31 protein-coding genes are annotated in these 24,215 nt (G+C 43.6%); 16 read left to right on the plus strand and 15 right to left on the minus strand.

Annotated features, from left to right (window positions below; all coding sequences use genetic code 11):
• Nucleotides 1–199 precede the first annotated feature (199 nt).
• The 7 genes from ACQKNS_RS16155 to mnhG are packed head-to-tail and all read left to right on the plus strand — an operon-like array spanning nucleotide 200 to nucleotide 5,928.
• The gene (locus ACQKNS_RS16155) at nucleotides 200–2,605 is read left to right on the plus strand and encodes a Na+/H+ antiporter subunit A (RefSeq protein ID WP_427644366.1); all 2,406 of its coding nucleotides are present in this window, start codon (nucleotides 200–202) and stop codon (nucleotides 2,603–2,605) included.
• Nucleotides 2,602–3,024 (plus strand): Na(+)/H(+) antiporter subunit B, encoded by a 423-nt coding sequence (locus tag ACQKNS_RS16160; RefSeq protein WP_427644367.1) that lies wholly within the window; start codon nucleotides 2,602–2,604, stop codon nucleotides 3,022–3,024. Before ACQKNS_RS16155 ends, ACQKNS_RS16160 begins: the two co-directional genes overlap by 4 nt.
• The gene (locus ACQKNS_RS16165) at nucleotides 3,024–3,365 is read left to right on the plus strand and encodes a Na(+)/H(+) antiporter subunit C (protein ID WP_076368129.1); all 342 of its coding nucleotides are present in this window, start codon (nucleotides 3,024–3,026) and stop codon (nucleotides 3,363–3,365) included. The genes ACQKNS_RS16160 and ACQKNS_RS16165 overlap by 1 nt, the downstream gene beginning before the upstream one ends.
• On the plus strand, nucleotides 3,358–4,839 hold the full coding sequence (locus tag ACQKNS_RS16170; protein ID WP_427644368.1) for a Na+/H+ antiporter subunit D: 1,482 nt from the start codon (nucleotides 3,358–3,360) through the stop codon (nucleotides 4,837–4,839). Before ACQKNS_RS16165 ends, ACQKNS_RS16170 begins: the two co-directional genes overlap by 8 nt.
• A 6-nt stretch (nucleotides 4,840–4,845) precedes the next feature.
• The gene (locus tag ACQKNS_RS16175) at nucleotides 4,846–5,322 is read left to right on the plus strand and encodes a Na+/H+ antiporter subunit E (protein WP_427644369.1); all 477 of its coding nucleotides are present in this window, start codon (nucleotides 4,846–4,848) and stop codon (nucleotides 5,320–5,322) included.
• Nucleotides 5,323–5,369: 47 nt separating this feature from the next.
• Nucleotides 5,370–5,606 (plus strand): Na(+)/H(+) antiporter subunit F1, encoded by a 237-nt coding sequence (locus ACQKNS_RS16180; protein ID WP_427644745.1) that lies wholly within the window; start codon nucleotides 5,370–5,372, stop codon nucleotides 5,604–5,606.
• On the plus strand, nucleotides 5,590–5,928 hold the full coding sequence (gene mnhG, locus ACQKNS_RS16185) for a monovalent cation/H(+) antiporter subunit G (protein WP_427644370.1): 339 nt from the start codon (nucleotides 5,590–5,592) through the stop codon (nucleotides 5,926–5,928). Before ACQKNS_RS16180 ends, mnhG begins: the two co-directional genes overlap by 17 nt.
• Before the next feature lie 53 nt (nucleotides 5,929–5,981).
• On the opposite strand, the gene ACQKNS_RS16190 is transcribed toward mnhG, so the two are convergent.
• The 6 genes from ACQKNS_RS16190 to ACQKNS_RS16215 form a co-directional block, all read right to left on the minus strand.
• Nucleotides 5,982–6,701 (minus strand): MOSC domain-containing protein, encoded by a 720-nt coding sequence (locus tag ACQKNS_RS16190; protein ID WP_427644371.1) that lies wholly within the window; start codon nucleotides 6,699–6,701, stop codon nucleotides 5,982–5,984.
• A gap of 98 nt (nucleotides 6,702–6,799) precedes the next feature.
• The gene (locus ACQKNS_RS16195; RefSeq protein WP_427644372.1) at nucleotides 6,800–7,198 is read right to left on the minus strand and encodes a hotdog fold thioesterase; all 399 of its coding nucleotides are present in this window, start codon (nucleotides 7,196–7,198) and stop codon (nucleotides 6,800–6,802) included.
• A 110-nt stretch (nucleotides 7,199–7,308) separates the two neighbouring features.
• Complete coding sequence (locus ACQKNS_RS16200; protein ID WP_427644373.1) at nucleotides 7,309–7,872, minus strand: 5' nucleotidase, NT5C type; 564 nt, start codon at nucleotides 7,870–7,872, stop codon at nucleotides 7,309–7,311.
• A gap of 15 nt (nucleotides 7,873–7,887) precedes the next feature.
• A complete protein-coding gene (locus ACQKNS_RS16205) occupies nucleotides 7,888–8,985 on the minus strand; it encodes an FAD-dependent monooxygenase (protein ID WP_427644374.1) in 1,098 nt (365 codons plus the stop codon).
• Between the two features lie 23 nt (nucleotides 8,986–9,008).
• Nucleotides 9,009–10,103 (minus strand): bifunctional diaminohydroxyphosphoribosylaminopyrimidine deaminase/5-amino-6-(5-phosphoribosylamino)uracil reductase RibD, encoded by a 1,095-nt coding sequence (gene ribD / locus ACQKNS_RS16210; RefSeq protein ID WP_427644375.1) that lies wholly within the window; start codon nucleotides 10,101–10,103, stop codon nucleotides 9,009–9,011.
• A gap of 13 nt (nucleotides 10,104–10,116) precedes the next feature.
• Complete coding sequence (locus tag ACQKNS_RS16215; protein WP_427644376.1) at nucleotides 10,117–10,866, minus strand: GTP cyclohydrolase II; 750 nt, start codon at nucleotides 10,864–10,866, stop codon at nucleotides 10,117–10,119.
• A gap of 254 nt (nucleotides 10,867–11,120) precedes the next feature.
• On the opposite strand from ACQKNS_RS16215, the gene ACQKNS_RS16220 reads away from it, so the two are divergent.
• Complete coding sequence (locus ACQKNS_RS16220; RefSeq protein WP_427644377.1) at nucleotides 11,121–11,516, plus strand: hypothetical protein; 396 nt, start codon at nucleotides 11,121–11,123, stop codon at nucleotides 11,514–11,516.
• Nucleotides 11,517–11,575: 59 nt separating this feature from the next.
• Here ACQKNS_RS16220 and ACQKNS_RS16225 read toward each other — a convergent pair whose 3' ends face one another.
• The gene (locus ACQKNS_RS16225; RefSeq protein WP_427644378.1) at nucleotides 11,576–13,081 is read right to left on the minus strand and encodes a leucyl aminopeptidase; all 1,506 of its coding nucleotides are present in this window, start codon (nucleotides 13,079–13,081) and stop codon (nucleotides 11,576–11,578) included.
• A 258-nt stretch (nucleotides 13,082–13,339) separates the two neighbouring features.
• On the opposite strand from ACQKNS_RS16225, the gene ACQKNS_RS16230 reads away from it, so the two are divergent.
• Together ACQKNS_RS16230 and ACQKNS_RS16235 are read left to right on the plus strand one after the other, a co-directional pair.
• Entirely contained in the window at nucleotides 13,340–13,822 is a 483-nt protein-coding gene (locus ACQKNS_RS16230; RefSeq protein ID WP_427644379.1) for a divergent PAP2 family protein, read from the plus strand.
• 9 nt (nucleotides 13,823–13,831) lie between these two features.
• On the plus strand, nucleotides 13,832–14,620 hold the full coding sequence (locus ACQKNS_RS16235; RefSeq protein WP_427644380.1) for a cobalamin-binding protein: 789 nt from the start codon (nucleotides 13,832–13,834) through the stop codon (nucleotides 14,618–14,620).
• Nucleotides 14,621–14,710: 90 nt separating this feature from the next.
• Here ACQKNS_RS16235 and ACQKNS_RS16240 read toward each other — a convergent pair whose 3' ends face one another.
• From ACQKNS_RS16240 to ACQKNS_RS16260, 5 genes are all read right to left on the minus strand, one after another.
• Nucleotides 14,711–15,403 carry a 3D domain-containing protein gene (locus ACQKNS_RS16240; RefSeq protein WP_427644381.1) on the minus strand — a complete coding sequence of 231 codons (693 nt, stop codon included), beginning with the start codon at nucleotides 15,401–15,403 and terminating at the stop codon, nucleotides 14,711–14,713.
• A gap of 349 nt (nucleotides 15,404–15,752) precedes the next feature.
• On the minus strand, nucleotides 15,753–16,070 hold the full coding sequence (locus ACQKNS_RS16245; RefSeq protein WP_230300510.1) for a YuiB family protein: 318 nt from the start codon (nucleotides 16,068–16,070) through the stop codon (nucleotides 15,753–15,755).
• A gap of 107 nt (nucleotides 16,071–16,177) precedes the next feature.
• On the minus strand, nucleotides 16,178–16,657 hold the full coding sequence (locus tag ACQKNS_RS16250; RefSeq protein ID WP_076368524.1) for an NUDIX domain-containing protein: 480 nt from the start codon (nucleotides 16,655–16,657) through the stop codon (nucleotides 16,178–16,180).
• A complete protein-coding gene (locus ACQKNS_RS16255; RefSeq protein WP_427644382.1) occupies nucleotides 16,605–16,877 on the minus strand; it encodes a hypothetical protein in 273 nt (90 codons plus the stop codon). The genes ACQKNS_RS16250 and ACQKNS_RS16255 overlap by 53 nt, the downstream gene beginning before the upstream one ends.
• Before the next feature lie 18 nt (nucleotides 16,878–16,895).
• Complete coding sequence (locus ACQKNS_RS16260) at nucleotides 16,896–18,110, minus strand: NAD(P)/FAD-dependent oxidoreductase (RefSeq protein ID WP_427644383.1); 1,215 nt, start codon at nucleotides 18,108–18,110, stop codon at nucleotides 16,896–16,898.
• Between the two features lie 474 nt (nucleotides 18,111–18,584).
• On the opposite strand from ACQKNS_RS16260, the gene ACQKNS_RS16265 reads away from it, so the two are divergent.
• Together ACQKNS_RS16265 and ACQKNS_RS16270 are read left to right on the plus strand one after the other, a co-directional pair.
• The gene (locus tag ACQKNS_RS16265) at nucleotides 18,585–19,577 is read left to right on the plus strand and encodes an NAD(P)/FAD-dependent oxidoreductase (RefSeq protein ID WP_427644384.1); all 993 of its coding nucleotides are present in this window, start codon (nucleotides 18,585–18,587) and stop codon (nucleotides 19,575–19,577) included.
• 131 nt (nucleotides 19,578–19,708) lie between these two features.
• Complete coding sequence (locus tag ACQKNS_RS16270) at nucleotides 19,709–20,350, plus strand: SDR family oxidoreductase (RefSeq protein WP_427644385.1); 642 nt, start codon at nucleotides 19,709–19,711, stop codon at nucleotides 20,348–20,350.
• Between the two features lie 72 nt (nucleotides 20,351–20,422).
• On the opposite strand, the gene ACQKNS_RS16275 is transcribed toward ACQKNS_RS16270, so the two are convergent.
• Nucleotides 20,423–20,785, minus strand: a complete 363-nt coding sequence (locus ACQKNS_RS16275) for a HesB/IscA family protein (protein ID WP_241592743.1) — start codon at nucleotides 20,783–20,785, stop codon at nucleotides 20,423–20,425.
• 245 nt (nucleotides 20,786–21,030) lie between these two features.
• Here ACQKNS_RS16275 and ACQKNS_RS16280 point away from each other — a divergent pair, with 245 nt between their 5' ends.
• Nucleotides 21,031–21,243 carry a DUF2225 domain-containing protein gene (locus tag ACQKNS_RS16280; protein ID WP_427644386.1) on the plus strand — a complete coding sequence of 71 codons (213 nt, stop codon included), beginning with the start codon at nucleotides 21,031–21,033 and terminating at the stop codon, nucleotides 21,241–21,243.
• Nucleotides 21,243–21,704 (plus strand): DUF2225 domain-containing protein, encoded by a 462-nt coding sequence (locus ACQKNS_RS16285; protein WP_427644387.1) that lies wholly within the window; start codon nucleotides 21,243–21,245, stop codon nucleotides 21,702–21,704. The genes ACQKNS_RS16280 and ACQKNS_RS16285 overlap by 1 nt, the downstream gene beginning before the upstream one ends.
• 53 nt (nucleotides 21,705–21,757) lie before the next feature.
• Here ACQKNS_RS16285 and ACQKNS_RS16290 read toward each other — a convergent pair whose 3' ends face one another.
• Nucleotides 21,758–21,994: a YuzB family protein gene (locus ACQKNS_RS16290; RefSeq protein WP_098371467.1), complete on the minus strand. Its 237-nt coding sequence runs from the start codon at nucleotides 21,992–21,994 to the stop codon at nucleotides 21,758–21,760.
• 288 nt (nucleotides 21,995–22,282) lie between these two features.
• On the opposite strand from ACQKNS_RS16290, the gene ACQKNS_RS16295 reads away from it, so the two are divergent.
• Nucleotides 22,283–23,350 (plus strand): NAD(P)/FAD-dependent oxidoreductase, encoded by a 1,068-nt coding sequence (locus ACQKNS_RS16295; protein ID WP_427644388.1) that lies wholly within the window; start codon nucleotides 22,283–22,285, stop codon nucleotides 23,348–23,350.
• Between the two features lie 81 nt (nucleotides 23,351–23,431).
• Here ACQKNS_RS16295 and ACQKNS_RS16300 read toward each other — a convergent pair whose 3' ends face one another.
• On the minus strand, nucleotides 23,432–23,761 hold the full coding sequence (locus tag ACQKNS_RS16300) for a YuzD family protein (protein WP_427644389.1): 330 nt from the start codon (nucleotides 23,759–23,761) through the stop codon (nucleotides 23,432–23,434).
• Nucleotides 23,762–23,928: 167 nt separating this feature from the next.
• Here ACQKNS_RS16300 and ACQKNS_RS16305 point away from each other — a divergent pair, with 167 nt between their 5' ends.
• Nucleotides 23,929–24,168, plus strand: coding sequence for a NifU family protein (locus ACQKNS_RS16305; protein ID WP_076368151.1), 240 nt, complete (start codon nucleotides 23,929–23,931; stop codon nucleotides 24,166–24,168).
• Nucleotides 24,169–24,215 lie beyond the last annotated feature (47 nt).

Consider the following 24,215-nt stretch of genomic DNA (forward strand, 5'->3'; position numbering starts at 1 on the left):
TACCTATATATAAAACTTCGTTCAAGTTGGCCTTCACCGTTTTCAAACCCATGCAAACCCATATAAATTGCGTTATACTTTTAAGCGAGGCAAGTATTCGATAAAAAGATACATATTCAGCGAAGATTTTCTAACGTCTAGGATTGCTCGAAAAAAGCATAATAAGACGACTGACTTCGTTTAAAAAAGGGGGGCGTTTATGTCTATACTTCATTGGGCGGTATTATCACCGTTTCTATTAGCAATCATCGTACCAATATTATACAAACTATTTCGACAAATACATACAGGCTGGTTTGTATTGATTTTACCGATTCTCCTTTTCACCTATTTTTCAAGGTTCATTTCCTTGACCAAACAAGGGGATATCATTATGGAAAGCGCTGCATGGATTCCTTCTCTAGGAATTCATGTTGATTTCTATATAGATGGACTAGGGCTATTGTTCGCCTTGCTCATTACAGGTATAGGTTCGCTCGTCGTTCTGTATTCAATTTTCTATTTATCGAAAGAGAAAGAAAAGCTGAACCAATTTTACGTCTTCCTTTTGCTTTTCATGGGGGCGATGCTTGGTGTCGTCCTATCCGATAATCTAATTGTCCTTTATTCATTTTGGGAATTCACGAGTTTATCATCTTTTCTATTGATAGGATATTGGAATGAAAGGGAGCGTTCACGTTATGGGGCGCAGAAATCCCTGCTGATCACTGTGCTTGGCGGCTTAAGCATGCTTGGCGGAATCATTCTCCTTTCCATTATGGGGAACACATTCAGCATTCGTGAACTGATTGCCCAAAGCGGGGAACTTATGGACCACTCGCTCTTCATTCCTGCACTTTTGCTTGTGCTGCTTGGCGCGTTCACCAAATCCGCACAGTTCCCGTTCCATATCTGGCTTCCTGATGCGATGGAAGCCCCGACACCGGTCAGTGCTTACCTTCATTCCGCCACAATGGTCAAGGCCGGAATTTATTTGGTTGCCCGGTTAAGCCCTGTTTTTGCAGAATCAGGATTATGGTTCTGGCTCGTTTCGGTCACCGGATTGATCACCCTGTTCTGGGGCTCATTCTCTGCAATCAGGCAGACTGATTTAAAGGGGATTCTCGCTTTTTCCACCATCAGTCAGCTCGGATTGATCATGTCGCTTTTGGGACTTGGTGCAGCGGCCCTCCACTATGAATCTTTTGGGGAGAATATTTACTTGGCAGCCACGGTTGCTGCAGTATTCCACTTGATCAATCATGCGACTTTTAAAGGCAGCCTTTTCATGGTCGCAGGCATCATTGATCATGAAACCGGTACACGTGATATCAGAAAGCTTGGCGGATTGATGCAGTTGATGCCGATCACTTTCACCGTCGCTGTCATAGGCGCTTTTTCAATGGCTGGACTTCCGCCCTTCAATGGTTTTTTGAGCAAGGAAATGTTCTTGGCAAGCATGGTGAATGTATTGGAATTGAACATCTTCCATATGGAGACATGGGGGGTCCTTTTCCCTGTGGTGGCATGGGTAGCCAGTGTATTCACTTTCATATATAGCATGATCGTCGTGCTCAAACCTTTTACAGGCAAACTTCAGTTGCAACTATTGGACAAGAAGCCCCACGAGGCACCGGTCGGGATGCTGATATCCCCGATCATCCTTGCTTCGTTGGTCATCGTTTTCGGTATTTTTCCAAACTTGCTGTCTTCACGGATCATTGAACCTGCGGTAGCCGGCATACAGCCAAGCTTGGCGGGTCCCGATTTCCATGTCCATATCGCCTTCTGGCATGGTTTGAATACTGAAGTATGGATGACGATCGGCATCATAGCATTTGGAATCCTTTTATACAAAACGCTTCCGAAATGGCAGAAGATCACTCAGTGGATTCCCGAGCGCATCTCCCTGAATGCTTTGTATGATAACGGGGTTAGAGGGATGGAACGCTCAGCATCTTCCGTCATGAAATTTTTAATGACAGGTCATATTCGGACATATTTGCTTTCAATCTTCCTTTTCTTCATTCTCTCATTGGGCTTTACGCTCTATTGGAAGGATGCATTTAAATTGGATAAAGGGAACTTTGCCCCGATCGGCCTATATGAATGGGTATTAGCTGCGATCATCGTGATTGGCTCGATCGCCATTCTGTTTGCAAGATCCCGTTTAACTTCCATTATCATTTTAGGAGCGGTCGGTTATGCGATTTCCTTATTTTTCGTTTTGCTGCGGGCACCGGATTTAGCCCTGACTCAACTAGTCATCGAAACGATTTCGGTATCCCTGTTTTTGCTCTGTTTCTTCCACCTTCCGTTAATGGCAAGCAGAAAGGAAGAACGGATGACATTCAAGTTGAATAACGCCTTGATATCCATTGGTGTAGGGGTCATCGTGACATTGATTGCCATATCGGCACATAGCAATAAACTATTTGATTCCATATCAAGTTACTATCTTGAAAATGCTTATAAGGAAGCAGGCGGAAAAAACGTTGTCAATGTCATTCTAGTGGACTTCCGCGGACTTGATACGATGTTTGAAATCAGTGTCCTTTCCATCGCTGCGCTCGGAATATTCGCGATGATCAAATTGCGTTTGACGGGGAGGAAAGATAAATCATGAAGCAAAATGACCTAATTCTCCAAACGGTTACGAAAGTCGCTGCCTTTGTTATCCTGCTGTTCGCGGTTGCCATCTTTTTAGGAGGGCATTATTCGCCAGGAGGCGGGTTTGTCGGCGGTTTAATGACTTCAGCCGCCATAGTCCTGCTGTTGCTCGCTTTCGACCTGAAGACCGTTGCCGGCATCTTGCCGATTGATTATAAGTTAATGATCGGTTCAGGCTTGTTCATATCAAGCCTGACCGTTGCCGGCGGGCTCATGTTCGGGGTGCCCCTCATGACACATGTTTATCATTATGTTGATTTACCGCTTCTTGGGCACATCTCGCTTCATACCGCGGTACTTTTTGATCTTGGTGTTTACCTTGTGGTTGTTGGTGTAACGATGACCATTATTCAAACGATAGGGGAGAGTGAATAATGGAACTTTTAATGGCCATTGTCATTGGAATACTATTTATGTGTGCGACATATTTAATGCTTTCCAAAAGCATTTTAAGAATCATAATCGGTACTGGGCTTCTCAGTCACGGTGCCCACCTTTTGATTTTGACGATGGGCGGTTTGAAAGGCGGTTCCGTCCCATTGCTGAGTGACGAAGCTGCATCCTATGTCGATCCACTTCCGCAAGCGCTTATCTTGACGGCGATCGTCATCAGTTTCGGGGTCACATCATTTCTGCTGGTACTTGCCTATCGGACCTACCAGGAACTCGGTACGGATGACATGGAAGAAATGAGAGGTACGGAAGCGAATGAATAATCTTACTTTCATGCCTGTTTTATGGCCCCTTTTCACAGGCATCTTTCTCATTTTCTTTGCAAAAAAAATCAAGCTGCAAAGAGGGATATCCCTTTTCTCCTCTCTTATGGGAATTGCGCTTTCCCTTTATCTTGTGTTGATGGTCCATACTCAAGGGATCTTGACTTTAGGTGTCGGCAGCTGGGATGCTCCATTCGGGATCGTGATCGTGGCAGACATGCTTTCTTCACTGCTCGTACTGACCACGAATATCATAGGATTGGCCATACTGCTTTACTCGTTTCACTCCATAGGGGAGGAACGTGAAAGACATTATTATTACCCTGTTTTTCAATTTTTGCTGATTGGTGTAAACGGCGCCTTCCTTACGGGGGACCTTTTCAATCTATTCGTTTTCTTCGAAGTCATGCTGATGGCTTCCTACGTACTGCTTGTACTGGGAGGGACGAAAATTCAACTGAGGGAATCATTGAAGTATATCATCGTCAATGTGCTTTCCTCTTCCTTTTTCGTCATCATGGTGGCGTATCTTTATTCAGTTCTAGGAACATTGAACATGGCGGACATCAGCCAGAGGATTGCGGAAGTCAACCAGCCTGGAATCGTCTCGGTGATAGCGATTGGCTTTTTGATCGTATTCGGTTTGAAGGGAGCCATTTTCCCGCTCTTCCAATGGCTGCCTGGGTCTTATTATGCTCCACCCATCCCTGTGATGGCCCTATTCGGTGCATTGCTGACAAAGGTCGGGATATATTCCATTTTCAGGACCTATACACTCATGTTTTATCATGACCAGGATTTCACCCATTCTTTCCTTGCGGTACTTGCCATCTTGACCATCATCATCGGTGTCATTGGTGCGATAGCCTATTGGGATGTAAAAAAAATCATCATTTACAACATCATCATCGCCGTCGGGGTCATCCTGTTCGGCATCTCCGTCATGAATGAACAAGCCTTATCCGGCTCCATTCTGTATATCATTCATGACATGCTGATCAAGGCCGCACTCTTCCTGCTTGTTGGCATCATGATCAAAATCAGCGGATCGGATGATCTGCGGGACATGGGCGGCTTGATCAAGCAATATCCAGCCGTTGCATGGACCTTCTTCATAGCTGCCATATCATTGGCGGGAATCCCGCCGTTCAGCGGTTTTGCCGGCAAGCTCCTGATCCTTCAGGGAGCTGCCGAAAAAGGGGCCTACATTGGAATGGCCATTGTCTTACTTTCAAGTTTGATGGTCCTATATTCCGTCATGAAAATTTTCATGAATGGCTTTTGGGGAACTCCGAAAGCTGATTATGCCTTAACTAATCAAACGGTTAATAGAATGCTGGTCCCTGCCGTCCTACTTGTGGTCATTTCCGTTTTATTCGGAGTAGGAACTGAAACGATTTACCCATTCATTACACAAGCAGTGGATTCATTAATGAATCCCGAAATCTATAACAAAGCGGTTTTAAAGGAGTAGTGCCTGATGTCATTCCAAATTTTACTGAATGTGTTCCTTGCGTTTATCTGGATGTTTCTAAAAAATGAGTTTAACGGGAGCACTTTTATCATCGGATATATATTGGGGCTCGGCATCATGTTCGTCTTCCGTCATTTTTTCAATGATCGTTTTTACTTGAAAAGGGTGAATGCCGTCGTTGTATTGCTGCTCATATTCGCAAGGGAACTCATACTTTCCAACATTAGCGTCCTTAAGGCCGTGCTTAAACCGAGCCTGGATATGAGACCTGGCATATTCGCATTTGAAACCGTGCTGACCAAGGATTGGGAAATTACGATACTATCGAATTTAATTACGTTGACACCAGGAACACTTGTCGTTGAAGTATCGGAAGATAATCGGATCCTTTATATCCATGCAATGGATATTGCCGACAAAGATGAGGCTGTGGACAGCATTAAAAATACATTTGAAAAAGCGATTATGGAGGTGGGCAAATAATGTTCGATCTATTGCTTAAAATCGCGTTGCTCGGTGTTTCGCTTTCCATGATTGGATTCTTATACCGTTTAATCAAAGGGCCTTCCGTACCGGATCGGGTCATCGCACTCGATGCGATGGGAATCAACCTCATCGCAATCGTAGCACTTGCCTCCATTGTCATGGATACAAGCGCTTATCTGGAAGCCATTCTTCTGCTCGGAATCCTATCATTCATCGGAACGGTCGCTTTCGCCAAATTCCTTGAGAAAGGGGAGATAATCGAAAATGACCGCAATCGTTGAAATTCTATCGGCCCTATTCATTATAATGGGAGTCTTTCTCTTTTTAGTCTCTGCTTTCGGCATCATCCGGCTGCCCGACGTCTATACAAGAAATCACGCTGCCTCAAAGAGCTCGACACTTGGGATCATGTTCATCCTGATTGGCACCTTGTTATATTTTTATTATAAACATAGCCATTTCGATTTCCGGGTCGTGCTCGCGATCATCTTTATCTTCATGACCAGCCCTGTTGCGGGACATTTAATCATGCGCTCGGCTTATCATACAGGCGTGAAAATGTGGGATCGGAGTGTCCAGGATGATTTAAAGAAAACCCGGTGACCCCTTCCATTGCAAAAGAGCTGCCCTGATTACAGGAGCAGCTCTTTTCTGTTTCAATCTTTTATAAATACCTGGTCGCCCACCCTGATTTCACCTGTTTTGATGACCGAGGCATATACCCCAAAATGATTTTTCCTTTCCTTGACGACAGTTTTCAGCAGTGATGGATCTCTATGTGAATCGCTTGGATCGACCGTTATGATCATACAGCGCTCGCAATGCCTTTTGATCTCCAATTCCACTTCACTTCCGATTAAAATCCTTTTTCCGAACCATCGCTCTTCTAAAAAGTGCGTTTTGTTCACTAAGGATAGCACCAAATTCTGCCTGAATCTCCTGCCATCCAGTTCTTTCCCCCAAAGCTTCGTCAATTCGCCAATCGAGGCATCACTGACAAGCAGGATGTTTTCTTCTTCAATCGCCCCCAAAGGGATATGTCTAGGCGGATAAACAATGGTCCTAGCCTCCTGGTTCAGCAACCGCTCCATTTCCTCCCGAAAGGCTTCCTCACCCCATGTCAGCACCTGCCCTGAAGGGGTCTTCACCTTGATTTCCGGATATTGGTCAAAGGTTTCCTCACCAGAAAAAGCAGCTTGATAACGGACCATTTCCGGGACTTGGGTTATCGTCAGGAACTTCCCATTTTTGTCTTTAAAAGCATGACTGCGATCTCCATATAGTCCATAATCCATCACCTTCGTTTTCTGCACCTGTTCACCAGTGAATGATTTTACAGGATGACGGGTGATTTCTTGTATATGACCAACCAGCATAATAATACCTCTTTTCATACAATAATCTTCTGCCATATTATACTTAAACCGGACATTGCAGAATCCATGCACCACTTGATTGCGATTGTTCTATTGATTCACTTTGGCTTCGGCAAGTCGATAACGGCCAATGTACAGCGTGAAACGCAGATAAGATGATCCTCTTCATCATGGATTTTTACGTCCCACACCATCGTCGTCTTCCCGCGATGGATGATGTTCCCTTCTGCAGTAACAAAACCGGAACGGACGCCCCTTACATGATTGGCATTGATTTCAAGGCCGACGACAGCTTGTTTTGTTTTATCCACTAGCTGCATGCCGCCATAACTTGCAACAGATTCCGCAAGGGCAACGGACGCTCCCCCATGCAATAAACCATACGGCTGCCTGGTCCGTTCATCCACAGGCATCGTCGCAATCACTTTCCCATCGCCGACATCTTTCATTTCTATCCCAAGTGTGCCTATCAATGACTTTTCGATATTTCTCTCCATCCCATTACCCCCAACTTTTTTCTGCAAATAAATGAATCACTATTCATATCAGTATACAAAAAAAGGATGACCCAAGTCTATTAAGTCATCCGGCAATAATGTGAATTGTATTATTTGGAGAGGATTTCTTTTAATTCAAACCAGTTTGTCAATCTTGGAATATCCAATTCTTTGTTATAGGAGTTATCCATTGCATACACTTTCGTTGGAAGATCCAATAAAGTTTCCAACACTGCCGGCTTATCATCAAAATAATAATCCAATTCCAATTTGCGGATCGTATCAATTTTTTCATGATCCTTCATACCGCAGTAAAAATGGTCATCCTTAACCGGAAAGCCGTTTTCAATCAGCCATTTTTTCGTCCGTTCCCCATGCTCCGCTTTTCTGGCGGTGATGTAATAGATTTCATGGCCATCGCGTTCAAGATCCTGCAGCGTTTCCACTGCGCCCTCGAAGGCTGGGCAGGATGAATAATACACTTCCTCGGCAAGGCTGTTCCACATCTTGCCCCCAGCCTCTTTATCAAGCCCGAACGCTTCATGAATCTCCAACGTCTTTAAAGCTCTGAATTTCTCTATCTCTATGTTCGTATTAAGCTTTTCATTATAAAGATGGAATGCGAACTCCCTCAAGTTAATAAGGGTATCGTCAATATCAAAACCGAATTTCATATCCTTCACTCCCATTCAAACATAAGCGGCGACAAACTGTGATGCGAAGGAAATTTCCTTGTCCACCTGAATGGCCTGTAATCTTTCAATTTCGGCTTTTCTTTTTGGCTCAGCCATTTTAAGCCCAAGGAAATCAGTATCCCCCTGAAGGATGCATCCAGAAATAAGCTCGGCTAATATATCGGCATCCTTCATGGCACAATTGAGTCCGAACGCACCTGTCGGCGTCATCGTATGGGCTGCATCACCTAATAAAGCAACGCCATCCTTTGTCCATGTTTCACAATAGCTGCTGTAAACATCCAATAAAATGAAGTCCTGCCAAGAGCGGATATTTTCACTCACAACCTTTTTTAATTCAGGAAAGGCAAAAAGCAAATCTTCAATGAACGGATCAAAATGCTGTTTTCGCAAATGGGGAAACGAACCATGTTCTATATTCCAGCCAATCTGGATGAAACCTCCAGCCTGAGTGAAGAGGGCAACCTGTGAGCCATTGACCAATGCCATCTTGATCGAAGGCTTCCAATCCTCGGGAGCTGGAATTTTTGCCCACAGTAAATCGTAACCATGATTTTTAATCACCACTGGGATTCCCGCTTTTTTTCGAACGATGGAAAATCTGCCGTCCGCTCCGATTATCAATGAACTTTGCACTTCCAGGTCATTTCCGCCATTTCGAGCCTTGACACCCGTAAAGCGGCCCATTTCATTTTGTATCAAGTCCGTAACCCTCGTATTCATCATCAATTGAAAAGAGTCCAGCTTTTCAGCTTCATTCAATATAGCTGTAAGCAGATGATTTTGAGGGACATGTATCCCAACATGATCGGCAGGCCATTCAGGGAAAATCTTTTTGAATAATTGGCCATCATTCCAATATTCAATTTGTTCCATCCTAAGCAAACCTAGTCTTTCCACACTCTCGAATAAACCGTGCTTTTTAAGAATGCCCTCTCCTTCATCGTTCAAGAACTCGCCCCTGAACTCCCTTGAAACTTCAGAATGCCTCTCAAGCAATACGACTGAAATGTCCTGTTTGGCCAATAGGTAGGCCAGCAGGGCTCCTCCAGGTCCTGATCCGACTATGCATACATCTGATTTAACCAACATGCCTCTTCACCTGTTGTCTATTATTATTTAGGATAAGCCGTGATGCGTATGTCCTCACCAAACGTTTCCACGCCAGAGAAGGAAACATCCATCGCTTCATCCATCGTATCCACATTCATTCCAGTATACGGTGTTAGTGAGTTTCTTCCGCCCAATAGTTTAGGAGCTATATAAATCAAGAATTTATCGATAAGCCCTTCCCTAAGGAAAGAGGCATTCACTTCGCTTCCGCCTTCCAGCAAGACATCCGTAATCCCTTTTTTATACAGTTCCTCCATTAAAACCCTCAGATTCAGTCCCTTCTCGTTTTTAGGGACGAAAATGAATTCGATCCCTTTTTCACGTAATAGGTCCATTTTATCCGCGGATGCATTTTCATGCGTTACGATCAAGGTTCTCGCATCCGATACTTGTACAACATTGGCATCCAAGGGAACACGTAATTCACTGTCTAAAATGATCCGGATCGGATTTTTCCCTCCGCCCTCCGGAAGTCTTGTCGTCAGTGATGGATCATCGGCCAATACAGTCCCGATACCAACAAGAATGGCATCCATCTCATTACGCAGCAAATGAACGGAATGACGTGATCCTTCCCCTGTTATCCATTTTGAATGGCCTGTGTGGGTTGCAAGTTTTCCATCGAGCGTCATCGCATACTTCGATATGACAAATGGCCGATTCGTCAGCATATTGTGAATGAAACGCTCATTCAGCCTTTGGGCTTCCTTCTCCAGGATCCCGACTTCCACTTCAATGCCCGCTTCCTTTATGATCGATATCCCTCTGCCGGCCACTTCCGGATTCGGATCTTGAGTAGCCACCACAACTCGCCGCACACCCGATTCTTTCACCAAATTTGCACAAGGAGGTGTCTTTCCATAATGCGAACAAGGCTCAAGAGTCACATATAGCGTTGCACCTTCTGCATACTCACCCGCCATTTTGAAAGCATGTACTTCCGCATGCGGTTCACCCGCTTTACGGTGGATCCCTGTCCCGGCTATCACACCGTCTTTGACTATGACTGCACCGACCACTGGATTCGGATTCGTCTTTCCTTTTGCACTGGCAGCCAAATCCAGTGCCAGCTTCATGTAATATTGATCATCATTCATACTATAGCTCTCCTTATACAATCAAAGTTGGCTTCTTTTGGGGAATATGTCCAGACTTCTTAACCTTTGTATCCAGATAGAAACTATTATCTTCCGTCAAGCCGCCCCAAAGCGGAATATGGTCCTTTGCCGCAAGTCCATGTTTCATGAGGGCGTCCAGTTTCTTGGGGTTGTTCGTGATTAAAGTCACCGGATCCTCGCGCAGTTCGCTCAAAACTCGAATGGCTCCCTCGTAGGATCGCGTATCATCATCGAATCCTAAAGCCTCATTCGCCTCGACCGTGTCATAACCTTCTTGCTGAAGCAAATAAGCAAGAGATTTGGAAAACAGGCCGATCCCTCTTCCTTCATGGTCCGCAAGGTAAAAGATGGCCCCGCACCCATGCTCGGCTATCATCTTCATCGATTGGTGGAGCTGGTAGCCGCAATCACAGCGTTTACTGCCGAAGATGTCACCTGTGTGACAGATGCTATGCATCCGGACAAGTGCATTCCCCGAATTTTTAAAATCTCCAAACACCAGAACGGAGGATTGCTGTCCAAAAGCAAGGTTTGCTTCCGTAAGTGAATCAAGCACCGTTTCCTTGTCATTATCCGTGCCGTCAAGCTGAAGCCATGTATACCATTGGAAAACCGTTGAGAAATCTCCTTGTTCAACAGGCAGGTTCACAGGTCCCACAAGACATATATCAGTTTTTCCAGGGGTTTTGATGATATTCATTTTATCTATTAAAAGTTTTTTTGTTTCCTCGGTTATTTTCATGTTAACATCACCTATTTTATAATTTATAGTGTGCCTTCTCCTTACTTTAGGTAAGTAAGTATATTACTATACACTATACCTGTCAATGAAGCAGTTTACAAATAATAGTGTGTCTTTGGCCATGATTTTCAAGAAGGTGTTTGCAGAAGAACAGTCATTCACAAACCGCTATCATATCGGCTGGCCTTAATACATATTTTAATATATAACGAAAACGTGTCTATAGACAGGCTTAAGGAAAGGATGGAAACCTTTTGGAGGATTTCCCTTATTTTTTATACGACTCTATCCTATTTCCGCCACACGCCAGGGCAATCAATAGGAATCTGGAACGGGAAGGAACATTGCGCCCATACTTGGCAACCAATCCAGATCTGCTTGTTAAATCGGCAAAGACCTCGCAATCTTTAATGATTGATGTGAAAAAAGTCATGGATACTATAGCCACATCCAAGCCTTTCTCGAACCGGTTGATGACTGCTGCCCAAGCATCGCAAAAGAGTGTCGTGATCGATATGATCCGAAAGATAGGAATTAATAACGAACCTGATATCACGTATAACCCCGATGGGATCCGTTTTGATTTCTATCCTAAATCGGGGGAAGAGAATTGTCATATCATCGTCAGCTTGAAATGGAGGGATATATAAGTCCAATACACTCTTTTGGTAAAAAAACCGAAGCCTATTTCGGCTTCGGATATTTAGGTTCATCTTGTTTTCGTTTCAAAGGTTTCAACCAGCAGTGCAAGCGTTCGTGCCATGACACCGGTAGCCCCCGCCGTGCACAATTCGGAGTTGCTCGAAGTTGTGGAAGTTCCGGCAATATCCAGATGGACCCACGGAGTGCCTTCAGCAAATTCGCCGATGAAGGCCCCGCCCATGATTGCATGTCCTGCCCCTCCAGGTGAATTATTCAAATCCGCTATTTTACTATTTCGTACCCGTTCTTTATCCTTTTCTGTAATCGGCAATCTCCAAATGGGCTCCCCGGCCTCCTCTGAGGCTTTGACCACTTGCTCATAGAATTCCGTGTCATTAGTCATCGCTCCCGTCATATCCATGCCAAGCGCCGTTATTACACCGCCCGTCAAAGTGGCAACATCAATAAGATAGTCAGCACCATGATGTTTAGCGTAAGTCATGGCATCCGCCAAAACCAGCCGGCCTTCCGCATCCGTATTCAATACCTCTATCGTCTTGCCGCTCATGGCAGTGATCACATCATCCGGCTTGAATGCATCACCGCTGATCATGTTATCAGTGGATGGAATGACAGCCACGACATTTTGATCAGGTCCTAATTCGCCGATAATTTCCATTGCACCCAAAACAGCTGCCGCACCGCCCATATCCGTCTTCATCCCAACGATTCCAGCCTTCGTTTTCAATGAGTATCCACCCGTATCGAATGTGATGCCCTTGCCGACCAGCCCGATAACATCCTTCCATTCATCCTTACCTTGATACTTCAGGACAATCATTTTAGGAGGCTCGACCGAACCTTTATTGACAGCAAGGAGTGCGCCCATTCCCAACTTGAGCATATCTTCCTTCTCGAGTATCTCCACTTCAAAACCATAACGTTCGCCCAAGGCGGATGAATAATCCGCCAAATCGGTGGAAGTCAACAAATTGCCTGGTGTGTTGACCAATGTTCTGGCTGAGTTCGTCGCCCTTCCGAAGACTCTCCCTACATGAAGCGCGGCACCGACCTCTTCTTCATCATATTCACTGTAAACCGTAATCGATTCGAGGCTTTTTTCGACCTGGTTCGATTTTTGCTTGTATCCGTCAAATTTATAGGAAGCAAGTTCGAAGGCCTCGGAACAAGCATGCGCTGCGTCCAATGCATCCAGATTTTCAGTCGTGAATGTATCCAAAGCGATGGAAAGAGTCGTAATTTTGGATTCTTTTATCGTCTTACGCGCTTTTCCCAACGCTTCACGGAGGGTTTCAAAGGATAGTTCCTTTTCCTTGCCCAACCCAACGAAAATCAATCTCTTTATGCTTAATTTACCTAATGTATGTATTTTGACCACCGATTTTTTCTTGGAAGAGATTTCTCCGGCTTTCACTAACTCCGTTAGCTGGCCGTCCAATCGTTCATCCGCTTCTTTTCCTATGCCTGAAAATTTTACGGGTCTGTCAAATACGCCTAGAATCAGGCATTCGTCAATCAAATCTATATTCAGGGAATCTTTTACTGTGAACATTCTGATACCTCCTCCATTCGATTACATCCATTATAACGAAATCTTCGAAAATTTTCGAATAAGGCCCGCGTAAATCATAATAAAAAGGATATTGTTTAAAATGGGTGACTTTAGAGTAATAGTATAAGATAGATCATATTTTACTATTACCGGCAGGGAATCGACCGGACTGAATGGAACTAATAATAAGGGCCTTATTCCGATTTACCCAGATATGGATTTCATCTTTACTTATAACTAGAAAGAAGGCTGATACTCTTGGAATTATTACTCAACTTCCCTTTAATCGCAGCATTGATCGCCATTTTCTTTGCTCAATTCATTAAAGTGCCCATCCACTTCATAGCATTTCGCAAAGTGAACTGGTCACTCATTAACTCCACAGGCGGTATGCCCAGCTCCCACTCTGCGGCCGTGTCCGCCCTAACCGTAGCGGTGGGGATCGAAACCGGGATGGATTCCCCTGTATTTGCGGTTGCCGCGATCTTTGCAGTCATCACGATGTTCGATGCGACAGGGGTGAGACGGCAGGCAGGAGAACAGGCAGCCGTCTTGAACCAGCTCGTTACCGACTTCAATACATTTGTCGAGCAAGCAAAGAACTGGCAGAAAAAAGAAGAAAAACAGAAACAGCAACAATTAAAGGAACTGTTGGGCCATAAGCCAATCGAGGTATTTTTCGGAGCCTTGACCGGGGTATTCATTGCACTGGCACTTCACTTTTTCATCTTTCAAGGGTAGGTGTTCAATTTGAAAATAATCTCTCTTTGCCCCAGCAATACGGAACTATGCACATATCTAGGGATTGAAGATCAGCTGATCGCCATCGATGACTACTCTGATTGGCCTGAAACCATACAGCACCTTCCCAAGGTCGGGCCTGACTTATCGATCGACATCAATCATGTTGAATCATTAAAACCCGATTTGGTGCTGGCTTCACTGAGTGTACCGGGCATGGAAAAGAATATCGAGGGGCTAAAAGAACGGAACATCCCCCATATCATCTTCAACCCGCAATCACTTGAAGATATCGCAAAAGATTTACTGACCTTGGGCGAGGCCATGGATCTTAAGGAAAAAGCAGAGGAACAAGCTGCCAAATTCCGTGATGCCATCCTTCAATATAAAAACGTCGCCGACAAAATCGAAACAAAGCCATCCCTGTATTGGGAATGGTGGCCCAACCCCTTATTCAGCCCAGGGGGAGTTAATTGGTTATCCGAGATCAGCATGCTTGCAGGAGGATATAACCTTTTCGAAGATGTCGACATGGCAAGCATTCAAGTCACTTCCGAAGATGTCCAAAAAAAGGATCCCGACCATATTTGCTTGGCTTGGGTCGGTGTCCCTTTACGAAAAGTAAACCCGGATCTGGTCAAGAAACGGAAAGGTTGGTCTGATATGAAGGCAGTGCGGGATAATCATATTCACATCATGGAAGAACCATTATTCTGCCGGCCCTCTCCGCGCTTGCTGGACGGTCTTGCCAAATTGGCAAAGACCCTGCATCCTGAAGCCTACAAAAGCATGGCCTAAGGGAGTCGCAGCTGAAACAGAACAATCAAAAAGGCTGCCTCAATCGAGGCAGCCTTTCACCTTCACTTTCTCCAATTCGTCTTTCTAACATTAAAAAGCAAAGGAAGCTACATGCTCGTTCAATGTTTTCTCAGCGATTTTCGGCTTGAATACCTGCTTGATCTTGGTTCCATTCAACCTGCTTAACTGTTCTTCAGATAACTCGCCATTCCCTCTTTGCACAACATATACTTCCAGGGTTTTCTTTCCCCAATTCTCGTAAACATCTTGTACCGTTTCGTAGTATAGGTCAAGGTGGTTTCCTTTGATCGCACCACCCTTGTCCGCTACAACCCCATAGCCATAGCCAGGAATCCAAAGGATGGTTCCGAGAGGGAATACGGCAAGATCTGCGGCAATGGTGGAAAAAAGATCCCGCTTCACCTTCACCCCTGAATAAGTGATTCCATAGGATGGGCTTTCCGGGTGCTTTCCTGTCGATTCATACCCTGCTGTATATCCTGTAGCCAAAACTTCATGCTTCGGGTATTTCGAGAGCTCGATTGCCTCCGCTATCGTCGTCGGGCCATTGCTCGTGGATGCCGAAGCCATTAGCGTCGCCACTTGACCTCCATTATGGATCGCTTTATATTCGAGACCGAGCATTCGATGTTGTCTCATTGCCTCTTCAAAAGGATGACCTTCAGACACAGCACCAAAAACATGATTTAAGGTTGATTCGATGGCCAGGATAAATAATATGATAATAGCAACCCTCAAAAATAATGCCTTTACAATCTTCATATGTATTAATTTCACTCCTCTCACAAGGATATTTGTTCCCTTTCCTGAGTGAAAGTATTCATAAAGTATCGAAAGAACCAATTTCCCTTACAAAAAAAGGCTCTTTTCATAAAGATTGTTGTTTTTAAAACGAAACTATTTAAGGATGATTGGAGCGGAGTGCGAGACTCCTGCGGGAGCAGCGGGATAGGTGAGACCAACAGGCGAAGGAGGCTCACCGCCCGCCATGCGGAAAGCGAGCATCTGGAGGGGAAATCAACCACACCGCACTGCTTGGTAAATAGCAACAAAGTATGCGAAAACAGCCTACAAAAAAAGGACCGTCCAAAAATGACGGCCCTTTCCTTTATCAAAACATTTGATATCCTTTTTTCCTTAAAATCCTGATGACCACACCCGCTAAAACAGCGCCAAGCAGCCCGCTTGATAAAATGATGATGTCTGCCGTATGAAGGGATGTAAGGTTCGTTCCAAGATTGGAAAAAGAGATTCCCGGATTTCTAAAATATTCTATTAGCTTTGTTTCATTGACAATGATGATGAAGACGATCGGAAATAAGATGACCATGATCCATGAAGAACGAAAGAGCATATTCAGCAAAAAGCCGATTCCGAAAAACAATATGAAAAATAAGAGTATTGAGATAATTAAAACAGGCAATGGCATGTTATTCTTGACCCTCCTTAAAAGCGACACCTTTAGTTTACTGAAAAAATAATTGCTGCGTCAACGACTTATACCAAATAATGCCGAAGAAAAGATAATTACCCAAATCACATGAATAATTTATAGGATGTATATCCAAATTGATCGCCCGGGTTCAACCCGTCGAGCATCGTCTGCATTCTTTCCTTCTTAAATGCTAACAGCTGTTCCAATAGTAAAGATTGCTTCCCCTCCTGCATGAGTAAATCAGGGTCATAAAATTTAGCTTCATACAATTCATCCAATTGGGCGGTTACTTCAAAACTGACCGGTTTAAGTAAAAATATCAACATATTATCACTTATATCCCCTTTGATGACTCCGCTTCTCACTCCTACAATACCTTCGATTTCTGTTTGAATGCCCGTCTCCTCCAACACTTCCCTTACGACCGCTTCATCGACGGTTTCATCATTTTTGACAAAACCTGCCGGAAGCGACCATTGCCCTTTCAATCCGCCATACCTTTTATTCACGACCAGCCACTCACCTTTATCAGATATCACAAGGCCGGACACTGCCAGCCAAACATTTTTGCATCGTTCCACCAAAACCCACTTCCCCTACATTCATTATAATTAGCGTAAACTCAAACAGCAGAAGATCATTCGATGGCGCCAAAGGCAAGGACTTTCTTGATATAGCTCCGCCATCCTTCTCCCCATTATATTCCACATAAGAAAAGTGCATACTCCACCATGACACACACTCAACGATGGATGAGATGCCAATGAAAAAACCATTCAGGGACACTCCCCAAATGGCCATTATTTATATCCAAAAAATTTAAAGGACGTTGAATTTACCTTTTTTCGCAACAAGGGACGCTCCGCCAATCAACAACAATGCTCTGTTATCAACCATTTTCTTCATGAATGATGCAGTCTTACCGGTCACTTTCTTGCCGAAGACAACACCAATCGCGTTGTCTTCACCAAGTGAACATACCGTCCCTTTGTTTTCGAAAGTGAACGTTTCAAGGTCGCTTTCATTACGAACCATTTTAGTCAGGTTCTTGGCAATGACCTCACCTTGCTGCATGGCGATTTGAGCGGTAGGTGGATATGGACGATTAATTTCCTCGTTGATGATCAAAGCGCAATCCCCCACGATGAAAATATCGTCATGGCCCGGTGCCCGCATGTCAGGGTTCACTTTGATACGTCCGCGCATAGCTTCAAAACCGGAAGCCTCTATCACGGAGTTTCCACGTACGCCAGCTGCCCAGACGACAGTCCCCGCTTTGATTTCCTCCACTTCATCTTCGCCTTTTGCCACGATGATCCCTTCGGGGGTAGCCCCCTTGATCGGTGTACCGATCTTGAATTCCACACCTTTTTTCTCAAGATAAGATACTGCATAATCTACCAATTCCGGATCGAAGCCAGGGAGGACGGCTGGTGCTGCCTCCACACAGTACATACGGACCTTTTGGAAATCGATGTCGTATTCTCTACAAAGTTGAGGGACACGGTTAGCCAATTCGCCAAGGAATTCGATACCCGTAAATCCTGCTCCTCCAACAACGATCGTCAAGCGATCTTCATTCTTCTCGGCCTCAGTGCTGTACGTAGCGAATTGCAGTTGGATATGGTCACGGATTTTTCGTGCAGTGTTCACGTTAGAGATAGAGAAAGCATATTCCTTTAGCCCTTGGATTCCGAATGTTTCCGATTCAGGTCCAAGTCCAATCACTAAGTAATCATAAGAAATTTCGCCGTTTTCAAGGATGACTTTTTTGTTCTCTGTTTTCACTTCCAAAACAGAGTCCTGGATGAATTTAACTTTGCTGTTAATGACACTTTTGATTGGATAGCGCACACGATCATGGTGTAGAGTTCCAGCGGATGCTTCATGCAGCCATGTTGTTTCATAGTGGTAATCATTTTTGTTAACTAATACGATTTCTGCTTCATTTTGACCTAATGCCTTCTGTAAGCGAGTAACAGTCATCAATCCACCATAACCTGCTCCCAAAACAACGATAGTTGGCTTTTTCAAAAGTATTCGTCCACCTTTACGATATTTTCTTGCGATGCTTTCCATAACTAAAATATATTGTCTATCTTATTAATTTCCATTATAAAAAGCACTCTTATACATTTGTGACGTATTTCACGTAACACTTCATAAATGTCATAAAAAATTCATAAAAATTTTACCAAATGATGTATAAGTAAATATTAGTCTTTTTCCATACCTTTTTCAAGTAACAAACCGAACTTTTTCGGGTTAAAACAAAGCCAAAAAACGTTACTTTTCACCCAGTTCCGAACCTATTTTTCCGATGTGCTTAACATTGATAAAGAGTAATTTTCCCCGCTTTTGAAAGAGAATAAAGAACATTCATCATGAAACCGCCCATATATAGTCAAAACTTTCTCACTTTTCTAACTTTACCCGTTTTTTAAAAGATCATCTATGTTAAAATAAGAGAATAAATTTCAGCAAACCTAGTATATCGGAGGGATAACGTTGGAAGTTAATGAAAAAGTTTATGATATTACCATCATTGGCGGAGGCCCAGTTGGATTATTCACTGCATTTTATGGGGGAATGAGACAGGCTTCCGTAAAAATCATCGAGAGTCTACCACAATTAGGCGGACAATTGTCGGCCCTTTATCCTGAGAAATACATCTATGATATCGCTGGTTTCCCTAAAGTGCGTGCTCAGGAGCTAGTGAATAATTTGAAAGAACAAATGGCAAAGTTCGAACAGGAAGTTGTCCTGGAGCAGGCCGTTCAAGAAGTGGAAAAGCAAGCCGATGGAGTTTTCAAGTTAACGACTGATAAAGAAATCCATTACTCCAAAACGATTATCATCACAGCTGGAAATGGGGCTTTCCAACCCCGCCGCATCGAAATTGATGATGCAAAAAAATATGAAAGCCGTAACCTTCACTATTTCATCGACGACCTCAATCATTTTGCCGGCAAAAAAGTGGTGGTCTTCGGAGGCGGGGATTCAGCGGTGGACTGGGCCCTGATGCTGGAGCCGATCGCCGAGAAAGTGAGCATCATACACAGAAGGGATAAATTCCGTGCCCACGAACATAGTGTCGAAACACTTAAAAATTCAAAAGTTGAAATAAAGACTCCTTACATACCTTCAGAGTTGATTGGTACAGACGGACAGATCCATACCATTGTCATCAAGGATACAAATGGTGAAGATACAGAGACGATGGAGGTAGATGCAGTCATCGTCAACTACGGCTTCGTTTCTTCCCTTGGTCCCATTAAGGAATGGGGACTCGATATCCAGAAGAACAGTATTTTGGTGAATTCCAGAATGGAAACGAATATCCCGGGAATTTATGCAGCAGGTGATATTGCAACATATGACGGTAAAGTAAAATTGATTGCAAGTGGTTTTGGTGAAGCACCCACTGCCGTCAATCACGCCAAACAGTATATTGACCCAAAAGCAAAAGTTCAGCCGATGCACAGCTCTTCCATGTTTTAAAATCTCTCAAAAAACCCGGCCTTCACAGCCGGGTTTTTAGTTGTCCCCAATCCGTTGGTTGTGGATAACTTATTTCCATTGGTTATCCACAGTGCTTACCCCTGTCATTCTAAGGGTAAAGAGTCACGTATATGAATATTTTAATTGCAGGAGCGAACGGAACGACCGGAAAACAGATCATTGGGGAATTATCAAAAAATCCGCAAATGAATGTATACGGGATGATCCGGAAAGAGGAACAGGCTCAAACGATAAAAGAACTCGGCGGGCATCCAATCCGTGCAGATTTAGAGGAAAATGTGGATAAAGCAGTGGATAACATGGAAGCCATCATTTTTGCCGCCGGATCCAGGCCAAAAACAGGGCCGGATAAAACGACAGCTGTGGATAAGAATGGAGCCATTAAACTGGTTGATGCCGCCAAGAAGAAGGGGATCGAACGTTTTGTCATGTTAAGCTCTGTCGGATCCGATAATCCGGAACTAGCCCAAGAAGGAATGCGTCATTATCTCGAAGCAAAACATGATGCCGATGAACATTTAAAAGCAAGCGGGCTGACATACACGATTGTCCGGCCGGTAGCTTTGACATATGAACAAGCCATCGGGAAAATATTTGCGGGTGAGAAAGTGGATCATACCAACAAATTCATTCCAAGGGCCGATGTCGCCGCCGTTCTTGCCCAATCAGTCACAGAGAAAAACACATTCAATAAAACATTCGAGATTTTCAGCGGCACCCTCCCCATCAAAGAGGACCTGTACAATATTTAAGGCAGCAAAAAAGCATAGAAAAAAGGGGGCACTCGTTAAAGTGCCCCCCTTTTCCCACTGTCTTGGAGTTTCTTAGCAGTTCTCCGGCGTTCCGGCGTTTTTTGCGGTTTTAAAGGAAGACCCGCAACCGCATGAAGCGATAGCATTGGGGTTTTCGATCGTAAAGCCTCCGCCCATCATCGTTTGTTTATAATCAATTACCGTTCCATTCAATATATCTGCATCCTCGGCATCAACAAGGATTTTAATTTCAAACTGTTCCAGCTGGCTATCTTTTTCCCCCGGCTCTTGTTCAAAACCCATTCCGTAGGATAATCCGCTGCAGCCCCCGCCTTTAACGGCCACTCTTAAAAATGAACCCTCTTCGCCATTATGTTTCATCATTTCTTTTATCTGAAAAGCGGCAGCTTCCGTTATTTGAACAACTTCACTCACAATAAATCCCTCCTTCTTCTGAAATGTGAGATAGAACTATTTCTCTTTATAGTATATACCAAAGAAATTCCCACGCTCAATTTTCCAGCTTGAAAAAATTCATATTCCCCCACCTATTTTACCAACAAAAATTAGTTTATAATAAAACGAATGGGTATAATGAACCAATCTATTAGACCTAATCACAAATTACAATTAAGGGGGTAATCTCCATCGAAGGTATACATCCTCTATATGATAAAAGCATGGAATGCCTTTTATGCAAGCAAAAATCAACCACTAAAAAGGTACGGTCGCGTTTTGTAAAAGTAACTAAGTATGACACGGACTTTCACCCCATTTATGCTGATCCAACCGTTAACGCCCTTTACTATAATATTTTTGTTTGCCCTCACTGCGGCTTTTCTTATTCCGAGGATTTCTCCCGGTACTCCCCCCCCCTACAATGGAAACCATAATGGAAAAAGTCTGCTCCCGGTGGGTTCCCCATCATTTCAGCAAGGAGAGATCCCTTAAAGATGCGATCAATACATACAAGCTGGCGAGTTATTGCGGAGCTTTAAAAAAGGAAAAACATATAACCCTTGCAGGAATCTATTTACGGATAGCCTGGTTATACAGGATCAAGCAAACCAAGGAAGAAGAAGAAAGATTTTTGAGGTTCGCCTTGAAGGAATATGAAGTCTCCTATTCAACAGGGGACTTCAGCGGCACCCAGGTATCCGAAGCAAGGGTCCTTTATCTCGCTGGCGACATCTCCAGAAGGATAGGAAATGAAAAGGCAGCCATCAAGTATTTTTCATTAGTGTTCGAAAGACAAAAAAATGCCCGGGAAGCCTCCATCATCCAGATGGCCAGGGATCGTTTTCTGGAACTCAAGCAGGAACATGGAACATCCCGCCCGATGCCGCATAACTGATAAGTAAAAAAGCTGTTCCATCGCGGAACAGCTTTTTTATTCACCGTTGATGATTAGAACATTTCATATTCATCAATGTACTTATATATTTTATCCACCAATTCATCCGTTGTGTCACCAAAAACCACTTCACCGTTTACAAGAGCATATAAGTTACTGGAGCACCTGCCGCAATATCCCAGACAGCCATATTCTATGATATCTAAATTTGGATCCCGCTCCAATCTTTCCAGAGCCTCCTGAGCGCCACTGGCCAGATTGCTTACACAAAATTCAATTATCGGGTACATTGTTTCACCTCACAGTTACTAACAAACCATCTTATTACTTTTCCCATATACAGTCAATATTTACGCATAAAAAATCTGCCGATTTCAAGATATCGGTTGTGATTTCCTTTTATATTCGTTATACTTTTGTCGGGGTACGTAAAAAAAGAAAATTATCTAATTTTTTTATTCTTGTTACTAATTGGGGTATATATATTTATTTAAACTTTAAAGGGGACCATTTGGGGGAATCCTATAGTTAAATGCTAGTCAAATTCTCAAGAGATCAAATAAAGGGGAAAAAATCATATGAAGAATCTAGTCATACTAGGTGGCGGGTATGGTGGTATGCGCATGTTGCAAAGATTGCTGCCTAATCAGCTTCCTGAAAATGTGAGCATCACGCTTATCGACCGTAATCCTTATCACTGCTTAAAAACGGAATATTATGCTTTAGCAGCAGGTACCATTCCAGATCAGCACATCCGTGTTGCATTTCCTGAACATCCTCGCTTGAAGAACGTATACGGAGAAGTACTTTCCATCGATATGGAAAATAAACAAGTCATTATAGAAAATCAAGATCCTGTCGCTTATGATGACTTAGTCATCGGCCTTGGCTGCGAAGATAAATACCACGATATTCCTGGTGCAGACACACATACTTACAGTATCCAAACAATCGATAAATCACGCAGCACATATTCAGCTTTGAATAATTTAGGTGCCGGTGCAACCGTTTCTATCGTTGGTGGCGGACTGAGTGGTGTCGAGCTTGCAAGTGAATTGATTGAAAGCCGTTCAGATTTAAACGTTAAGCTATTCGACCGCGGACCGCATATTCTATCTGCATTCCCAGAAAGATTAAGCACATTTGTTGAATCATGGTTCGATAAACATACAATCGAGATCGTCCATCATTCAAATATAACGAAAGTTGAGCCAAACCTTCTTTATAATGGCGACGAAGCCGTTCAAAGCGACGTCATCGTATGGACAGCTGGAATTCAGCCAAGTAAGATCATCCGCGATATGGATATTGAAAAGGACCGCCAAGGAAGAGCTGTTCTGACTCCTCAGCATTTCCTACCTAATGATGACAGCATCTTTGTCGTCGGCGACTGTGCGAGCCTGCCTCATGCACCAAGTGCTCAATTAGCGGAGTCCCAAGCAGAGCAAATCGTCCAAGTTCTTGTGAAGAAATGGGCAAATGAACCACTTCCGGAAAGCTTCCCTACAATGAAATTAAAAGGAACATTAGGCTCCCTTGGGAAGAAACAAGGTTTTGGTCTTGTTGCAAATCGCCCAATCACAGGCAGAGTGGCACGATTAATGAAATCAGGCATCCTCTGGATGTATAAATATCATAACGGTTGATTTCAACCGATGCTACATCAAACTGACCCATGAACTGCATGCAGCTCATGGGTCAGTTTTTCTTATTTCTTCCATTATATATCACGCCTGCATCGTATATCCGTATTTTTCCATGGTTTCCACCACTTTTTTGAGACGCACATTTCCTTCTGCAATGATTTCACCTTCAATGAGGACCAGTGGATAAAATAAATCCTCTTCGATCATCTTCGCGGCAAAGCTCTTTTGCTTCAACGTTTCTGGTGGATTATACATATCTATATAGGATATTTTGAATTTCTGCTCAGGAAACTTTCTCGTTAAAGCGGCTTCTAGCCACTCGCAGGTATCTTTCGAAGAAGGGAGATTCACGCAACTCGCGCATATTTGCTCCGCTCCATACACTTCTATTTCAATTTCTTTCTTTACCATACTCTTCCTCCCTCATTTTAGTATATTCACTTCATTTTTAATACTTTTTAGAAACATACACCTGTTTCCATCATACCAGAATAATATAGATTATATTTCCGCAAAGTTACAGTTGGATTTTTTATTACCTTCGCATTATAATATGATTAGGAAAGGAGTCGATTGCAATGTCCGACCAACAAACAATGGAAGTCCAAGTTCAAGAGGTTCTAGATAAGCTTCGTCCGTTTCTTCTTCGTGATGGCGGTGACTGTGAACTAGTTGACGTAGAAGATGGAATTGTAAAATTACGATTACTAGGTGCATGCGGAAGCTGTCCAAGTTCGACCATTACGCTAAAAGCGGGGATTGAGCGTGCCCTTCTTGAAGAAGTCCCTGGTGTAGTGGAAGTTGAACAAGTTTTCTAATAGCCCTTTAAAATAAGGGTGAAGGATCGATTCATCTATAAACGTAT

The organism is Peribacillus sp. NPDC094092 (assembly GCF_050279365.1).
GTDB lineage: Bacteria > Bacillota > Bacilli > Bacillales > DSM-1321 > Peribacillus.

Coding starts and splice junctions, on each gene's coding strand:
- ACQKNS_RS16195 (WP_427644372.1), bottom strand. CDS start 7,198: ATGGAGAGAAATATCGAAAAGTCATTGATAGGCACACTTGGGATAGAA.
- ACQKNS_RS16165 (WP_076368129.1), top strand. CDS start 3,024: ATGGAACTTTTAATGGCCATTGTCATTGGAATACTATTTATGTGTGCG.
- ACQKNS_RS16255 (WP_427644382.1), bottom strand. CDS start 16,877: ATGGCCATTTGGGGAGTGTCCCTGAATGGTTTTTTCATTGGCATCTCA.
- ACQKNS_RS16180 (WP_427644745.1), top strand. CDS start 5,370: ATGATTGGATTCTTATACCGTTTAATCAAAGGGCCTTCCGTACCGGAT.
- ACQKNS_RS16240 (WP_427644381.1), bottom strand. CDS start 15,403: ATGAAGATTGTAAAGGCATTATTTTTGAGGGTTGCTATTATCATATTA.
- mnhG (WP_427644370.1), top strand. CDS start 5,590: ATGACCGCAATCGTTGAAATTCTATCGGCCCTATTCATTATAATGGGA.
- ACQKNS_RS16305 (WP_076368151.1), top strand. CDS start 23,929: ATGTCCGACCAACAAACAATGGAAGTCCAAGTTCAAGAGGTTCTAGAT.
- ACQKNS_RS16215 (WP_427644376.1), bottom strand. CDS start 10,866: ATGAAAATAACCGAGGAAACAAAAAAACTTTTAATAGATAAAATGAAT.
- ACQKNS_RS16205 (WP_427644374.1), bottom strand. CDS start 8,985: ATGTTGGTTAAATCAGATGTATGCATAGTCGGATCAGGACCTGGAGGA.
- ACQKNS_RS16160 (WP_427644367.1), top strand. CDS start 2,602: ATGAAGCAAAATGACCTAATTCTCCAAACGGTTACGAAAGTCGCTGCC.
- ACQKNS_RS16280 (WP_427644386.1), top strand. CDS start 21,031: ATGGAATGCCTTTTATGCAAGCAAAAATCAACCACTAAAAAGGTACGG.
- ACQKNS_RS16285 (WP_427644387.1), top strand. CDS start 21,243: ATGGAAAAAGTCTGCTCCCGGTGGGTTCCCCATCATTTCAGCAAGGAG.
- ACQKNS_RS16295 (WP_427644388.1), top strand. CDS start 22,283: ATGAAGAATCTAGTCATACTAGGTGGCGGGTATGGTGGTATGCGCATG.
- ACQKNS_RS16190 (WP_427644371.1), bottom strand. CDS start 6,701: ATGCTGGTTGGTCATATACAAGAAATCACCCGTCATCCTGTAAAATCA.
- ACQKNS_RS16300 (WP_427644389.1), bottom strand. CDS start 23,761: ATGGTAAAGAAAGAAATTGAAATAGAAGTGTATGGAGCGGAGCAAATA.
- ACQKNS_RS16245 (WP_230300510.1), bottom strand. CDS start 16,070: ATGCCATTGCCTGTTTTAATTATCTCAATACTCTTATTTTTCATATTG.
- ACQKNS_RS16200 (WP_427644373.1), bottom strand. CDS start 7,872: ATGAAATTCGGTTTTGATATTGACGATACCCTTATTAACTTGAGGGAG.
- ACQKNS_RS16175 (WP_427644369.1), top strand. CDS start 4,846: ATGTCATTCCAAATTTTACTGAATGTGTTCCTTGCGTTTATCTGGATG.
- ribD (WP_427644375.1), bottom strand. CDS start 10,103: ATGAATGATGATCAATATTACATGAAGCTGGCACTGGATTTGGCTGCC.
- ACQKNS_RS16155 (WP_427644366.1), top strand. CDS start 200: ATGTCTATACTTCATTGGGCGGTATTATCACCGTTTCTATTAGCAATC.
- ACQKNS_RS16170 (WP_427644368.1), top strand. CDS start 3,358: ATGAATAATCTTACTTTCATGCCTGTTTTATGGCCCCTTTTCACAGGC.
- ACQKNS_RS16270 (WP_427644385.1), top strand. CDS start 19,709: ATGAATATTTTAATTGCAGGAGCGAACGGAACGACCGGAAAACAGATC.
- ACQKNS_RS16290 (WP_098371467.1), bottom strand. CDS start 21,994: ATGTACCCGATAATTGAATTTTGTGTAAGCAATCTGGCCAGTGGCGCT.
- ACQKNS_RS16225 (WP_427644378.1), bottom strand. CDS start 13,081: ATGTTCACAGTAAAAGATTCCCTGAATATAGATTTGATTGACGAATGC.